At 42.6% G+C, this 14,675-nt stretch carries 12 protein-coding genes; 9 read left to right on the top strand and 3 right to left on the bottom strand.

All coding sequences use genetic code 11. The annotated features are described in order from the left end of the window. The first annotated feature begins 189 nt into the window (after nt 1-189). From R8389_RS06455 to scrK, 7 genes are all read left to right on the top strand, one after another. Entirely contained in the window at nt 190-2,925 is a 2,736-nt protein-coding gene (locus R8389_RS06455) for a sigma 54-interacting transcriptional regulator (RefSeq protein ID WP_317637208.1), read from the top strand. Between the two features lie 135 nt (nt 2,926-3,060). Continuing rightward, nucleotides 3,061-3,837: a PTS mannose/fructose/sorbose/N-acetylgalactosamine transporter subunit IIC gene (locus R8389_RS06450; protein WP_317637207.1), complete on the top strand. Its 777-nt coding sequence runs from the start codon at nt 3,061-3,063 to the stop codon at nt 3,835-3,837. Continuing rightward, a complete protein-coding gene (locus tag R8389_RS06445) occupies nt 3,830-4,624 on the top strand; it encodes a PTS system mannose/fructose/sorbose family transporter subunit IID (RefSeq protein WP_317637206.1) in 795 nt (264 codons plus the stop codon). Before R8389_RS06450 ends, R8389_RS06445 begins: the two co-directional genes overlap by 8 nt. 24 nt (nt 4,625-4,648) lie before the next feature. Further along, on the top strand, nt 4,649-5,125 hold the full coding sequence (locus tag R8389_RS06440) for a PTS sugar transporter subunit IIB (RefSeq protein WP_317637205.1): 477 nt from the start codon (nt 4,649-4,651) through the stop codon (nt 5,123-5,125). Between the two features lie 18 nt (nt 5,126-5,143). Continuing rightward, complete coding sequence (locus tag R8389_RS06435; protein ID WP_317637204.1) at nt 5,144-5,563, top strand: PTS sugar transporter subunit IIA; 420 nt, start codon at nt 5,144-5,146, stop codon at nt 5,561-5,563. Between the two features lie 55 nt (nt 5,564-5,618). Further along, complete coding sequence (locus R8389_RS06430) at nt 5,619-6,974, top strand: glycoside hydrolase family 32 protein (protein WP_317637203.1); 1,356 nt, start codon at nt 5,619-5,621, stop codon at nt 6,972-6,974. A gap of 11 nt (nt 6,975-6,985) precedes the next feature. After that, nucleotides 6,986-7,858 carry a fructokinase ScrK gene (gene scrK / locus R8389_RS06425; protein ID WP_317637202.1) on the top strand — a complete coding sequence of 291 codons (873 nt, stop codon included), beginning with the start codon at nt 6,986-6,988 and terminating at the stop codon, nt 7,856-7,858. 620 nt (nt 7,859-8,478) lie between these two features. On the opposite strand, the gene R8389_RS06420 is transcribed toward scrK, so the two are convergent. Beyond that, entirely contained in the window at nt 8,479-9,894 is a 1,416-nt protein-coding gene (locus R8389_RS06420; protein ID WP_317637201.1) for a C69 family dipeptidase, read from the bottom strand. A gap of 275 nt (nt 9,895-10,169) precedes the next feature. On the opposite strand from R8389_RS06420, the gene R8389_RS06415 reads away from it, so the two are divergent. Together R8389_RS06415 and R8389_RS06410 are read left to right on the top strand one after the other, a co-directional pair. Next, nucleotides 10,170-11,744, top strand: a complete 1,575-nt coding sequence (locus R8389_RS06415; protein WP_317637200.1) for an ATP-binding cassette domain-containing protein — start codon at nt 10,170-10,172, stop codon at nt 11,742-11,744. Between the two features lie 24 nt (nt 11,745-11,768). Further along, nucleotides 11,769-12,692: a phosphotransferase gene (locus R8389_RS06410; RefSeq protein ID WP_317637199.1), complete on the top strand. Its 924-nt coding sequence runs from the start codon at nt 11,769-11,771 to the stop codon at nt 12,690-12,692. A gap of 96 nt (nt 12,693-12,788) precedes the next feature. Here R8389_RS06410 and R8389_RS06405 read toward each other — a convergent pair whose 3' ends face one another. Both R8389_RS06405 and R8389_RS06400 read right to left on the bottom strand, forming a co-directional pair. After that, nucleotides 12,789-14,093, bottom strand: coding sequence for a nucleobase:cation symporter-2 family protein (locus tag R8389_RS06405; RefSeq protein ID WP_317637198.1), 1,305 nt, complete (start codon nt 14,091-14,093; stop codon nt 12,789-12,791). Next, nucleotides 14,093-14,671 carry a xanthine phosphoribosyltransferase gene (locus R8389_RS06400; protein ID WP_317637197.1) on the bottom strand — a complete coding sequence of 193 codons (579 nt, stop codon included), beginning with the start codon at nt 14,669-14,671 and terminating at the stop codon, nt 14,093-14,095. The genes R8389_RS06405 and R8389_RS06400 overlap by 1 nt, the downstream gene beginning before the upstream one ends. Between the last annotated feature and the right edge of the window lie 4 nt (nt 14,672-14,675).

The raw sequence follows: 14,675 nt of genomic DNA, 5'->3' as shown, positions 1-14,675 counted from the left end.
ACTAACTGAAGAAAAAATTTTACTAGAAAATCATAATCAAATCAATGCATTGATAACAGCACTTTGATAAGAATAAAGGTTATTAAAGAATTTTTTCACAGAACAAAAGCGTGAAAAAGAGCCGAAAGTGTTAATTAATTGCGGTACAATGGACCATGAAAGCGATTAATCACAATGGCGGAGGTTCGTATGCTGAAACAAAGAATTCTGAAGTCCCTTGAAAAGCAAACTAAAACGATTGATTTAAACCACTTAACTGCCGGTTTCACTGCAGCCGGTCTTGCTAGAGAACTTGGTGCCAAGCGAAATACGGTCAGTTTATATCTTAACCAGCTGACTAACGAACAAAAGTTGGTAAAAATTCAGACGCGGCCGGTTCATTTTCTGCACAAAGGCAGTTTTGAGCAGAATAATTTTCAGCTGAAGTCCAATGTTTATCGCTCGGTTGCTCAACTTGAACAAGAAAGTAGCAAACAAGATATTTTAAAAAGCTTCACGCAAATTAATCCGAGCCTCAAAGAAAGTATTGAACGCGTACGGGCTGCTATTCTCTATCCTAACGGCGGTCTGCCGCTACTAATTACCGGTGAAAGTGGAACGGGAAAAAGTTACTTGGTGGGATTAATCAACCGTTTTTGTCGAACGCATCAGTTAATCGATGCAGCTGCGCCCTTCATTACGGTTAACTGTGCCCAGTATGCCGATAATCCGGAGCTGTTAACTAGCAACTTATTTGGCTATGTTAAGGGCGCCTTTACTGGCGCTGATGAAGAACGTGAGGGTGCCTTTACCCAGGCAGATGGGGGCATTTTGTTTTTAGATGAGGTTCACCGGCTCGGCCCCAAGGGTCAAGAAAAGTTGTTCACCTATCTGGATCAGGGCGTTGTCTATCCGGTTGGCGAAACCCAAACTGGCAAAAAGGTGGATGTGCGTCTTTGTTTTGCGACCACGGAAGACCTCGACGCTAACTTTTTAACTACCTTTATGCGGCGAATTCCGGTCAAAATCACCTTGCCGCCGCTAAGCAAACGAAGTAAGGAAGAGCGCCTGAATTTGGTTTACACGCTCTTTAACCACGAGCAGAAGAAGATAGGCCGACCACTTGCAATTAGTGATCAGGTGCTAGACATGCTGGCCAATTACCAACCGAGTGGTAACATTGGTGATCTGAAGAATGCAATTAAATTAACGATTGCTCGGGCAAATGTGGACCAGCAAAAGCAGCATATTGCCATTACAGCTTACCACCTGCCGGCCAGTGTTTTGACCAAGAGCAAGGCGGAGCTCTACCATACGCCAGGCAAGCCCATGGTTATCAACAATGATACAGAAATAAGTGATCTGATTGCGCGCAATTTTCCTGAAAAGAAAATTTTTCTCAATAGTTTGCACCGCCTGCTCGATATTTACGAACAAAATGACCAGGACCTGCATAAATGCGAATCTAAGCTCAAACAGCTGGTCTATCAACTGTTCGATACCTTGCTGTTTGAAAAAGATAACGGTAAGCAGCTACCGCTATTGTCATATGTGATTGAAAGCGTTAAGCACCTGTTCGATCAATTGAAGAATGCCTACCAGTTAAAGATTAGTGGTAATGCGGTTTATGCGATCAGTTATTATCTGTTTGAGCGGGAGAAGATTCAGTGGAGTATTGATGAGCTAGACCACAAGAGCGTTCTACTGTCCTTGAACCGTGATGTGCAGCAGCAATATGCTGAAGTTTATAGCTATGTGACCAAGCTAATCAACCTGATTAGGGACAATTTGGATATTGAACTTAATGAGGTCGATTACATCTTTTTGACGAACTACCTCAACAAGTTAGAGATAATCACTAAGACCGGTCTGGTCAAGGCAATTGTCTTGGCCCATGGTTATGCTACTGCCGGAAGTATTGCCAATGTCGTGAATCGCTTGCTGGGGACCCACACGTTAGATGCTTTTGATATGCCGATTAATGTTAGTACCCAGCAGATTGCTAACCGTATCATTGATTACAGCGAGAATAATGATATTTCGCATGGTCTGATTATTTTGGTTGACATGGGTTCTCTAAAGGAAATTGAGAAGCTGTTTCCAAGACAAATAAATGCACCGATTTTGTTAATGAATAATGTTTCGACGCCTTTAGCATTGATGGTAGGGGAAAGTGTGTTAAAAAAGCGCAGCTTCCGCGAACTTAGTCAGCTGGCTAAGCAGACTAACCAGCTCGATATTAAGTTGATTTATCCCCAAAGGAATCAACCTAAGGCGATTTTGACGACGTGCTATTCGGGCATCGGTACAGCGACCCACGTTGCGCGGTTACTCGAACGCTGCCTACCCACTAGCAAGCAAATTAAGATTATTCCCTATGACTTTCAAGCCTTGCAAGATGTTCACAAGGTCGAAGTTATCCGCAGAATGTATGACGTGATTGGCATTATTGGAACTGAAGATCCTCACCTCCAGGACGTAGATTTTATTTATCTGGAAAAGATTCTTTCAGACAAGGATACGGCCAAGTTCAAGAAGTGGCTGGCTGGGGCCTTTTCAAGTCAAGAGATTGCTACCATATCAAATAACCTAGTCAAGAACTTTTCGCTTGAACAGACAGTCAACATGGTTACTATCCTAGATGCTTCCAAAGTAATCGAAAATATTACCATTTTTATCCAGGAAGTAGAGCGACGGTTTGCCCACGCGTTATCTAACCAAAAAAAGTTTACGCTTTACGTTCATATTAGTTATCTAATTGAGCGGTTGATCCGGAAGGAAGAGAATAATCTCAATCCAGACTTTGAAAAGTCTTTTGCTAAGAAGTACGGCGATGAGCTGGAGGTAATTAAGGCGGCCGCCACTGTGATTAGTGACAATTATAGTGTGAAAATTCCTACTTCGGAGTTAATTTATGTAGATCAAATTATTTTTGGACGGCAGTAAGAGCGCTCTCCATGTGGGCAAAATAGAGTCTGCACTTTTTAAAAGTATAACTTGGCACAATAATTGCTAACTAGCAAATGAAGGATATATTCAAGAATTTGGTAGAATGATTGAAAGAATAGGGAGGATTTGTCAGTGAATGTACAATTTTGGCAAATAGCACTAATTGTGTTATATGGCTTTTTTATAAATTATGATAAGAACGGAACGATGTTAGGGACATCTCAACCTGTGGTTGCTGGTCTGCTTGTTGGAGCAATTTTGGGAGATGTGACTACTGGATTATATATCGGTGGTACCTTGCAATTGATGACTTTGGGTATTTCAAGCTTCGGCGGTGCTTCCGTGCCAGATTATCAAACGGCTGCGTTGATTGGAACATACATCGCAATTACTACAGGCCAAAAGGCAGCTATTGGGATTACTTTAGCTATTCCAGTGGCAATGCTGATGGTAGAACTTGACGTGGTAAAATGGACAGTCAATATTTATTTTCAAAATAAGGCTGAAAAATATGCTGAAGAAGAGAAATACGGAAAAATCGAACTCATGCAAATTTGCGGAGTGATAACTACCATGATGGTATCTGGACTGCCAGTTTTATTAACGGTTATTGCTGGTCCATCGCTGGTAAAATCCATTATCGCCTTTATTCCTCAATGGGTAACAGGCGGTTTGACCGTTGCTGGTAATCTACTGCCGGCTCTAGGAATTGGGTTATTATTGCGCTACCTGCCAGTTAAGAGTTACTTTGGTTACTTAATTATTGGTTTTATAGCTGCGGTATATCTAAAGATGACCATTTTAGGTATCGCTTTAGCTGGAGCTGCAGTTGCGCTTATTTTATACAAAAAGAATAGTGAGGAACAAGCTAGTGTCCAAAGTGTGGGGGATATGAACGAAGATGAGTAAAGAAGTAAGTAGTAAAACTAAAAATCGTGTTTTGTTTAGATGGATTTTGAATGGTGGCGCATCTCTAAACTACGAGAAGATGATGGGATTGGCATATACTTATTCAATGCTCCCGTTTTTAAAAGAAAATTATCAAGATGATCCAAAAGGATTAAAAGAATCGGTTAAAACTCATTTGCAATTTTTCAATACAAATCCCTATTTAGCCCCTTATGTTCTTGGGATGAATATTGAAATTGAAGAAAAAGAGAAAGCCAGCAGTTTAAAGACCATCATGGGACTTAAAACTGGTCTAATGGGGCCTCTAGCTGGGTTGGGCGATAGTGTTTTCGTAGTTATCCCTTGGACTATTTTTGGAGCAATTGCAGCTAACATGGCCCTCAATGGTAGTGCGGTAGGAATATTTTTGTGGTTCCTAGTTACCTGGGTTTTACGTGCTTTAGGCATTCCTTTGTTCAAAGCGGGAATGAAGTCTGGTACTAGCTTGTTAACTTCAATTGAAACGAAGATGAAGTTAATTACTGAGAGTGTTTCAATTCTTGGTCTTATGGTAGTCGGCGGTTTGATTCCAACGGTGGTAAAACCTAATCTGGCACTAAAGTTTAAGCAAGGGTCATTAACAATGACTGGTAATCAGATTTTAGATCAAATCATGCCAGGATTATTACCAGCAGCATTAGTGTTTGGAGTATATTATCTGTTAAGTAAAAAAGTTAAACCAATATACATTATTCTAATCATTATTGTATTATCAATTTTGTTATATGTTTTGGGCATTATGAAATAATTTGTAGAAAGTGTAGTGATAATTATGGAAGGTATAATTCACGTAAGAATTGATGATCGTTTGATTCACGGACAAGTAGCAACTTTATGGACTAATGAGTTAGGCGTATCTCGAATAATGGTTATCAATGACGAAGTAGCTAACAATGAAGTGCAAAAAACTATGCTTAGAATGGCTGCACCGTCTAATGTTTCTACGTCGTTAATTACTGAAGAAAAGGCTGTTACCAATATTCAAAATGGAAAGTATCGTGGCCAAAAAGTTCTCATGATTGTCAAAGATCCAGAGACTATCGTTAGACTTATGGATGAAGGACTTGATATTCGAAAAGTAAATGTGGGTAATATGTCTACCCGGGAACACACGCGTCATATTAAACCAAGTGTAAGTATCACACCTGAAGAAGAAGCAGCTTTTCATACCCTTTTAGATCGTGGCGTAGAAGTCACAGCTGTTATGGTTCCAACAGATAAAAAAGTTTATCTGAAAAATATAATTTAATTAAGGGAGAGATTATAATTGTTTAAAATTGTCATTGCTTCGCATGGATCTGTTGCTGAAGCTATGAAAAAGTCGGTAAAACTTTTTTTCCCTGATGAGGAAGATATTATTACAGCAAAAATTGATGAAGAAGGGCTAGTTCCGTTTCAGAATAAGCTGGACCAAATTGTTCAAATCATTGAGAACCAAAGCGTGCTTTTCTTAGTAGATGTGCCGTATGGTACGCCATTTAACGAAATTGTCAAAAGGATGGTAGCGGTTAAAAAAGATTCGGATATACTAGCTGGCGTTAACATGCCGACATTGATTGAAGCAATTAATCTGCGCAATCAGAATATTTCTTTAATGGAAGCAATTCCTAAACTTATTGAAGTTAGTCAATTGCAGAGCTACTCTGAAAAGTTAAAAGCGATAAATAAGTCAGAAGACGATGAATAAAAAATAAAGTAGTAAGAATAAGTTCTTACTACTTTATTAATATTGAGGTTTTAATATGAAATTAATTGAGCAAGCGAATCAAACTTTACAGGTGAAAAATCCCTTCCGCTATAAGTACCATCTTGCGCCGAATTCTGGGTGGTCAAATGATCCTAATGGGTTAGTCTTTTTTAAGGGCTATTATCATGTATTTATGCAAAATGATCCATTTTCAACTTATGCAAAACATATTTTTTGGGCACATTTTATCTCGCGTGACTTGATAAAATGGCAACAGGTCGACTTTGCTTTGGCTCCAGACCAACCTTATGATGCTGATGGTTGTTTTTCAGGCAGTGCATTAGTGGTAGAAAATAAGTTGGTTTTGGCTTATGCGGGTCACAAGAAGAAAAAAAGCACATATCAAGAAACCATCTGTTTAGCAGAAAGTGTTGATGGAATTAATTTTAAGAAATTTGCGGGAAATCCGCTTATTTTGCGAAATCCCAACGTAAATACCAAGCGTTTCCGAGATCCTAAAATCCTTGAAATGGATGGCTTGTACTTTATTTTGGTTGGTGGCGAAAGTAAGGATGGCCGAGGACAACTGTTGTTTTATTCCAGTGATAATCTGTATAAAGATTGGCATTATTTTCTTAAAATGATTAATCAAAGTGCCGATTTTGGTAATATGATAGAATGCCCGGACTACTTTTCATGTGGGGTGGAAAAGATAATAATAGGATCGCCCAAGGGGATTAACACTTCCGAAAAAAAAGGTTTTGATTCCTTGTATTATATGGGAGATGCTAATAGAAACAATTTGCCATTTGGGAAAAAAATTGATAATGGGTGGGATTTTTATGCGCCACAAACGATGTATGATCCGCTTAAAAATAGACGAATATTGATTGGTTGGCTTGGATTACCAATAGAACAAGAAAAGGAAAGAAAATATGGATACCCAAATATAGGTGCCTTGACAATACCACGAGAAATCAAAATTAAGGATGATTATATATTGGCGAAGCCAATTGTTGAATATAAAAAGTTACGCAAGAAAAAAATAGAGATAGTCAAATTAAGTCAATACTCATCGACATCAGAATTTTTTTTTGAAAAGTTACCAAATGTTTTTTCACTAAAACTTTTTACGAGTAAAGCAAAGTATATCGTAAAATATCAAAATAAAATTTTAACAGTAACAATTAATGACAAATTAAGAAAACACGTTGAAAAAATAGAAGATATACATGAAGTGATCAATATCGATTTATATATAGATAATGGGTTAACTGAACTTTTTGTAAATAATGGGAAATTTACGTTTACAAATAAGTGTGAATTTTCTACTGATACTATTAAAGTGAATTTCATATCTTCCGATAAAATGGTAGGATTTAATTATGAACTAGAGTCTATTTTTGAATAAAGGAGCATTAGATGATATTAGGATCAATCGAGGCCGGGGGCACCAAGTTTGTTTGTGCAATTGGCAATGAAAATTACCAGGTTAAGGACCAGGTGACGATTCCGACCACTAAACCGGCAGAAACACTACAAAAAGTTGCTGACTACTTTAAAGACGCTGGCGTGGAAGCGATTGGTATCGCTTCTTTTGGCCCAATCGAAGTGCGCAAGACAGCGCCAAATTATGGTTACATTACGGATACGCCTAAGGCTGGCTGGAGCAATACTGACTTTGTAGGTTTCTTGAAAAAGACGGTTGATGTGCCGATGTATTTCACGACTGATGTGAATGGCTCAGCCTTTGGTGAGTATGTGATGGCACAACTAGCAAACGAAGATGTTGATTCGCTGGTTTATTATACAATCGGGACCGGTGTTGGTGGAGGAGCAATCAATAACAGTAAGCTTGTTGGTTCTGCTGGCCATCCTGAAATGGGCCATGTTAGGGTAAAGCGTCATCCGGACGACTTGGACTTTGCTGGTATTTGTCCCTTTCACCAGGATTGCCTGGAGGGGCTTGTGTCTGGACCAACTTTTGAGGCAAGAATGAATAAGAAGGGCCAGGAAGTTCCCCTGAGTGATCCCGTTTGGGACATCATGAGCTATTATGTGGCTCAAGCCGCTCTTCAGGTCACACTAATCTTGCGCCCGGACAAGATTGTTTTTGGGGGCGGTGTTACGAGCGCGGACTTCTTGCAAAAGGTGCGCCGTGATTTTGCTGAGCTGTTGAACGGCTACGTCCACGTTCCCCCACTTGATCAATATATTACCTTGCCCGAGATTAGCAATAACGGCTCTGCAACCGTTGGTGACTTTGCGCTTGCTAAACGGATGCTCAGAGAATAAGGGCATTACTTTAGTGATGATGGACCTGTCAGACTTTGGTACTTGAAAAATATAACCTTTGGGTAAATTTTGCCAGGATAAATACAAGTATGGCTCTTGAATCTAAGCACTTGGCAGTGTATCGCCAACCATGCTATAATGTGAAATAGAAAAGGCAGTTGCTCCTAAGTACAACTGCCTTCAGCAGAGCCGCTCAAGGCGGTGGCTGCTAATAGGTTAATTAAATAACCGCTAGCTCTGCCAAGCTAAGGCGGTTATTTTTTCGTCTGAGTGTTAATCAGATTCACAACTAGAGCAATTGGCGTTGATGAGTAAAACACCAACGCCAATTGCTAGTTGCTAGTTTCAAAGCATCCTTAACAGACACTTCAAGCTACTCCTTTCAGTTGGATTTTGGGCTTTTGAGTGCAAATGCACCATCAGCACCACCTCCTTTTGCTTAAGAAATAGCCACCGACCTTAACTTCTCTGCTAAATTAATTATACAAAATCAAGAAGTAGATAGCTATCCCTGGTTCCTTATTTATTGCGGCTGCTTTGATAAATAAGTGTGTTATTCGTAAAAATTCAAAAAATAGCGACAAGTCTAATCACTTGTCGCTATTTTTGGTCTTAAAAAGTTAGTCTAATAAATCAAATTTCAAGGTCATCAGGTTGTGGCCTTCGTTAACCATGTTGCCGAGTAGTTCTACGGTGTTGTTGTAAACTTGGTCGGCCATTTTCTGGTTGGCTGCGGTCAAGGCTTCCTCAACTTCTTTACTTGAAAGTTCGGCCACCTTTTTATCGGTTTCGTGCTGAATGAAGTGGCATTGGGCTAGCGATTTCTGTTCAAAGTCGGTTTCAAGTTCGCCATAGACCTTGAAGTTGGTGTCGCCGAGTTGAGCCGCTAACTTGTTGAGCCAGAAAATCTGCTTGAGGTCAAACTTGGGACCAGTCTGGAAGCAGGCCGGAGTATCCTTAATGTTGGTGTAGAACGGCACCATACTGTTGAAGGTATTCGGTCCAAAGCAAAGCCACTGCACACCAGCTACTTCGTCAGGCACATTGTTGCGGACTTGAAGGATGTGGGTCTCGAAGTTGCGGTTAAGACCGACGGGTCTAAAGGTCTTCTTCTGCTCGGGCGTACCCTGGTCGCCGTATGGATCATATGGCGTGTCCTGGTAGTGGGAACTTTCAACCCACTTAATGTCTTCAATGCTAATCTTGCGGTTGGCATGGCAGATAAATGGCTGGTCTTGGTCACTGGGCTGGCCCCCAAATTCTGGGTCAAAGTAATTGTGAACAAACCAAGCACGCGGGTTATTGTAGTGGGCATCCTTAATCGTTGAACTACCAAAAATGTGCCGCATGTTGTAACCCTTGCGATCAGGGTTCAGCTGATATTCTTTGATCAGCTTTTCTAAGCCTTCAGCGGCCATGAAGCCGTCTTGACCAAAGTGAAATTCATCAATGTTCAACCGGTTAGGGGCAACGACATAGGCATCATCGGGAATGCGGCGGGCAATCCAGTGGTGGCCACCGATGGTTTCGAGGTACCAGATTTCATCATGGTCGGCAAAAGCCATCCCATTCATTTCATAAGTACCGTATTTTTCTAGCAGGTAGCCCACGCGTTTAACGCCGTCGACCGCCTTGTGTAAATAAGGCAGGGTCAGGGTAACGAAGTCTTCCTCACCGAGCCCCCCTTGATCAACCAGGGGGTCGATGCCCTGGATACGGGCATTAGTGGTAATGGTTTCGGTTGCGGTCATGGCTACGTTAGCAGCATTAATGCCGGCAGCAGCCCAAATGCCACTTTCACCGGACACGTCAGGCGCACTAGTGTAGCGCAATGGATTAGCTGGCAAATCGGCATCATCAATCTTCTGGTGACTGATGACACTTTCGTAGTGCTGGGGTTGTTTGTCTGGGGTTACCAGTTCAAAGCCCTCGGGAATAATCTCGCGGCCGCCGTCCTCACTTCTGGCTATCATCGTTGAGCCGTCAAGAGAAGCGTCCTTGCCGACTAGAATTGTCGTACATTCTGTTTGTTTCATAAAAATTGGTCCTTTCAAATTTTCTTATTTCCTATTGTATTAGAAAACAGCGGGTGTTTGCAAAGATCTGGCGTAATCTTTCTTAAAATATTTCTGTTAGTTGAACAAGACGAAGTAATTTCGGATTTTGGGCAAGGAGCTCGTTTACTGCTTCAACTTTGACCACTTACTCAGCAAATGCGACCGCTTACTAAAATGAGCTAGCTTTTATAAAAAGCTTAACGTTTAATAATTAGTAAGTGTAGGACATACCAAACCTTATTGGAGGGCAAAGGATGATTTTTCAAAACTACTCGCACATTAGATTTTTCTGGCTGAATGTTTTTGGGCTTATTTATAGTGCTCAAAGCATTATTATTGCCTACATGGTCGGGTCGCTGACTAATATGGCAACTGCTCATGAGTTCAGCAAGATGCCACAGCTGATTGGGCAAGTTTTGCTGGGCCTAGTGCTGGTCTTACTGGCTAATTTATTGTTTAATTACCTAAAAGCCGATGCCATTAAACAGACCAATATGAAGTTGCGGAGCAAGGTACTCAAGGGGATGCTCATAAGCGATAGCGAAGATACAAACAATTTAGGCTTTTTGACCAACGACTTTAAGCTGCTGGAGACCAATCGCTATGGGGCGGAACTGGCAATTTTGACTCAATTGTATACCGTGGTGCTGGCCTTGAGCTACGCACTCTACTTGAATCCAGTTTTAACGATTATGTTCTTTGCCGGTTCACTGCTTCCGATGATTGCTTCTAACTTTTTGCAGAAGCCAATTCAAAATGCTTCTGCTGAATGGACTAAGGCTAGCGATCAATACGTCAACCAAACTAAAAATACGCTAGCCGGGACGGAAACTTTTAATCTTTATCAGCGGCAGGAGCAGGCGGTTGCGCGCAACCAGACCGTTATTAAGCTGCTAGAAGCCAAGTTGGCTAAAATGAACCTCTTGAAAGACAATACTAATGCCTATCTTAGTATTATCGTGATGGGCGGAACCTTCTTAATTCCCTTTGCTGTTGGCATCGTTTTGGTTATTAAGGGCTTTACCACCCTCGGCGCACTATTTGGCGTGCTACAATTGTCGAATTCTTTTGTTAATCCTATCCTGCAAATTCTCAATGAACGCAATAACCTGTCTACCACTAAGGGGATTGTGGAGCGGATTGATCAACTTTCCCGAAAGGCTGAAAGCTATCAAGAGAACTCAATGCCAGTAGTTGATCAATTTGCCGAAATGGAAGTTGACGGTCTAACCCTGACTAGGCAGGAGAAGACGCTGGCCCGCAATATTGCTTTTGATGTGAAAGCCGGGCAAAAGGTAGCCGTGATTGGACCATCTGGTGCAGGTAAGTCAACTTTGCTACAGTTTTTATTGTATGGTGAATACGGTCAGGCCGATCAAATCGTGCTTGATTACCAGCAAGTAAGGGCAGGTGAATTTACTGAGCTTTTCGCCTATTCCAGCCAAAGCGCCGTGATCTTCGCGGATTCGTTGTGGTTCAATCTTACCTTGGGCGTCAAGCTCCCGCAAGAAGACGTCCTAGCAGTCTGTGAGGGTGTGGGCTTAGGTGAATTAGTGGCAGACAAGGGTCTAAACTATCAGCTGGGCGATAACGCTGACCAACTATCGGGCGGCCAACTGTCAAGAATTGAACTCGCCCGGGCAATCCTGTCCCAGCGGCCGGTTCTCCTGCTCGATGAGGTCAACGCCTCGCTCGACCAGGCGACATCTCGGCAGGTGCACGACTACTTGTTTAATTCCAACCGCACCTTTATCGAAGTCATCCACCACTACGAGCCAGGAGAATTAACTCATTATGACCAGGTGCTTGACTTTAACGACTATGTTTAGTAATTTTAGCCAGAGGACAACATTATGGAAAAAAAGCTTAAACTTAAGCAGCTTCTGGAGGACCGGCTGATTGCCGATTTAAACCTGATTGATCACGAATCACTTAATCACACCTTGGTCGGCTATAGCCAAAAGTACAATCGGCAAGTCTTCGTGAAGGTCTTTGCCCAACTCCGCAAACTGCAAACAGAAAAGGCGGTCAACCAACAACTTAACTCAAGGGTGCTCGAATGGTTCAGGCTTGAGGGCGCAGACTTATTTGCTCTGGTAATGACTGACCTGGCACCAGTTGCTCTAACCGGTCAAATTACACCGCAGGTGGCTCACACGATGGGTGAGCGACTGGCCGACTTTCATCGGCAAGTAAAACCATTTCCGGGCATCGTATCTTCTGCTGCTCTTTTTGTTAAAGCTCAGGGTGATATTGCCAACTTAAAAGATCAAGATGTGAGAGACAAGTTTGAAGAACTTTTTGACGCCTTTAGCAAGCTTGAAGCACCAATTGCGGCTGATATCCAGTCCAATAGTCGGTATGTCTTGCATGGCGATGTGGGTGTGCGTAATTACCAGTACGTTGCCGGCAGCCTGGTTTTGATTGACTTTGAGCGGGCTCGCCTAGGCGTTAACTACTTAGATTTTGTTAAGCTCTTTTACCAAGACTTCGAATTGGATAAGGAACTGATTGAGGCCTTTTTAGATGGGTATTCCAGTAGTGGACTGCAGGTAGAGGTCCATGAAGAAGCGCAGGCCTTTTTAATTTTTATGACAGCGATCGGTATCATGAAGTACACTGACCAGATTGACGATCCTAAATTTAAGGCGGTCGGACTGCGGATGCTTGCCGCGCCGACTTGTTTGTTGACGCAAAAAGGTCTGCTAAACCAGCAGCGGAGGTCCAAGCGAGCGGTAGATACTGCCATCTTAAACAGCATAATTAAAGTCGATTAGTGGGTGCAGACCCTGTCCGTAACTTGCTAGACCGACTTGCGAGCAAAAAAGCACTGTTCATAGTGAATGAGCAGTGCTTTTTGTAATTAGCAGATTTTATGAAGTTTTAGTTGATGAACCTGTCTTGCCGTTAATGCCATTAAGCAACAAGTTTAGGGTTGTAGCCGACAGGCTGGTGATCACAATGCCATTGCCCAAGAATAATTGCACGGTAGCCGGCAGATTCTGGAAGAATTGGGGGTAAATAGTGACACCGAGCCCCAGACCAATCGAAATGGCAATGATTAAGACATTATTGTTCACACTTAGGTCAACCTGAGTCAAGGTTTTAATACCCTGGACGGCAATCATGGTAAACATAACAAGCATAGCGCCACCCAGTACAGGCGTTGGAATAATGGTTACCAATGCACCGATTTTGGGTAAGAGCCCCATGACCATGAGCAGGCCACCGGCCCAGTAGATTGGGCGTTTAGTTTTAATACCTGATAATTGTAATAAGCCAACATTTTGGGAAAAAGTCGTGTAGGGAAAAGCATTGAAAAGGCCACCCAGAATTTGGGCCAGTCCTTCTGCGCGATAGCCCTTTTTCAGGTCTTCCTCGGTGACTTGGTGGTGCAGTAGGTCGCCTGTAGCGAAAAAGACGCCAGTCGATTCAATCATTGATACCAGAGCAATAATGATCATGGTCAGGCTCGATGACCATTCAAAGTGGGGCATACCGAAGTAAAAGAGCTGAGGTAGGTGGAACCAGGAGGCTGCCAGTACGGGTTGAAATGAGACTAGTCCCATCAAAGCGGCAATAACTGTGCCAGCAATCAATCCCAGCAAAACCGAAATCGACTTCAAGAAGCCCTTGGTCCAAATCTCTAATGCTAGAATAATAAACATGGTGCAGAAGGCCAAGATGAGATTTTGGCCACTGCCAAAACTTTTAGCTGCAACGTTGCCCCCGCCCATATTTTGGACAGCGACTGGAATAAGTGTGAGGCCAATGGTAGTAATTAGGGTGCCCGTGACTACGGGCGGAAAAAATTGCTTGATTTTGGCAAAAATACCCGCAATCAGCAGAACAAAAATGCCTGCAGCGATGATTGCGCCATACATGTCATTAATCGAAAACTTCTGCCCGATCATTTGCAATGGTGCCACTGCCTGAATGGCACAGCCCAGGACTACAGGGAAACCAATACCAAAAAACTTATTGGTCAAAAGCTGGAGCAGGGTGGCTAGACCGCACATGAAAATGTCGATTGAGACTAAGTAAGTCAGCTGTGCGGCGGAAAAGTGCAGGGCACTACCAATTAACAGGGGCACGGCTACAGCTCCAGAATACATTGCTAGGAGGTGTTGTAGTCCTAGAACGGCTGCTTTTTGGTGGCTAACTTCCTTTGACTGCATTACTGCTCACCTGCAAAATGAACTTGACCATCAGCCAGGCTAGCGATTTTGGCCAAGGCTTCAAGGCGAACGTTGTGTTCCTTAAGCCAAGCTGTGCCGCCCTGGAAAGTCTTAGCGACGACCACGCCAACCCCCACAACCTGGGCGTTAGCCTGCTGGGCTACACTAATCATGCCTTTGACGGCTTCACCGTTAGCAAGAAAGTCATCGATAATGAGTAGCTTGTCGTCATTGTGCAAAAATTTCTGTTCAACACAGATCTGATTGGTCACCTTCTTGGTGTAGGAATATACGTCAGCCCAGTAGACAGCGTCATTGAGTGTGGCAGGTTTTTTCTTGCGGGCAAAGACCATCGGCACGTGCAGTTCATAGGCGGCCATGACGCCCGGAGCAATCCCCGAGGCTTCACAAGTCAGAACTTTAGTGACGCCACTGTCCTTAAATAAACGCGCGAATTCTTGCCCTGCGGCCATCATCAGCTCAGGGTCGACCTGATGGTTCAAAAACGAGTTGATTTTCAGTACATTTCCGGGTAAAACGTCCCCGTCACGCCGAATGCGATCTTCTAATAACTTCACGATT

It is taken from the genome of Lactobacillus xylocopicola (assembly GCF_033096005.1).
Lineage (GTDB): Bacteria > Bacillota > Bacilli > Lactobacillales > Lactobacillaceae > Lactobacillus > Lactobacillus xylocopicola.
Note: the sequence above shows the minus strand (reverse complement) of the source record. Positions and strands in the feature narration are given on the sequence as shown.

Excerpts from the sequence above, each read along its gene's own strand:
- R8389_RS06455 (WP_317637208.1), top strand. The coding sequence starts at position 190 with ATGCTGAAACAAAGAATTCTGAAGTCCCTTGAAAAGCAAACTAAAACG.
- R8389_RS06445 (WP_317637206.1), top strand. The coding sequence starts at position 3,830 with ATGAGTAAAGAAGTAAGTAGTAAAACTAAAAATCGTGTTTTGTTTAGA.
- R8389_RS06440 (WP_317637205.1), top strand. The coding sequence starts at position 4,649 with ATGGAAGGTATAATTCACGTAAGAATTGATGATCGTTTGATTCACGGA.
- R8389_RS06430 (WP_317637203.1), top strand. The coding sequence starts at position 5,619 with ATGAAATTAATTGAGCAAGCGAATCAAACTTTACAGGTGAAAAATCCC.
- scrK (WP_317637202.1), top strand. The coding sequence starts at position 6,986 with ATGATATTAGGATCAATCGAGGCCGGGGGCACCAAGTTTGTTTGTGCA.
- R8389_RS06420 (WP_317637201.1), bottom strand. The coding sequence starts at position 9,894 with ATGAAACAAACAGAATGTACGACAATTCTAGTCGGCAAGGACGCTTCT.
- R8389_RS06415 (WP_317637200.1), top strand. The coding sequence starts at position 10,170 with ATGATTTTTCAAAACTACTCGCACATTAGATTTTTCTGGCTGAATGTT.
- R8389_RS06410 (WP_317637199.1), top strand. The coding sequence starts at position 11,769 with ATGGAAAAAAAGCTTAAACTTAAGCAGCTTCTGGAGGACCGGCTGATT.
- R8389_RS06405 (WP_317637198.1), bottom strand. The coding sequence starts at position 14,093 with ATGCAGTCAAAGGAAGTTAGCCACCAAAAAGCAGCCGTTCTAGGACTA.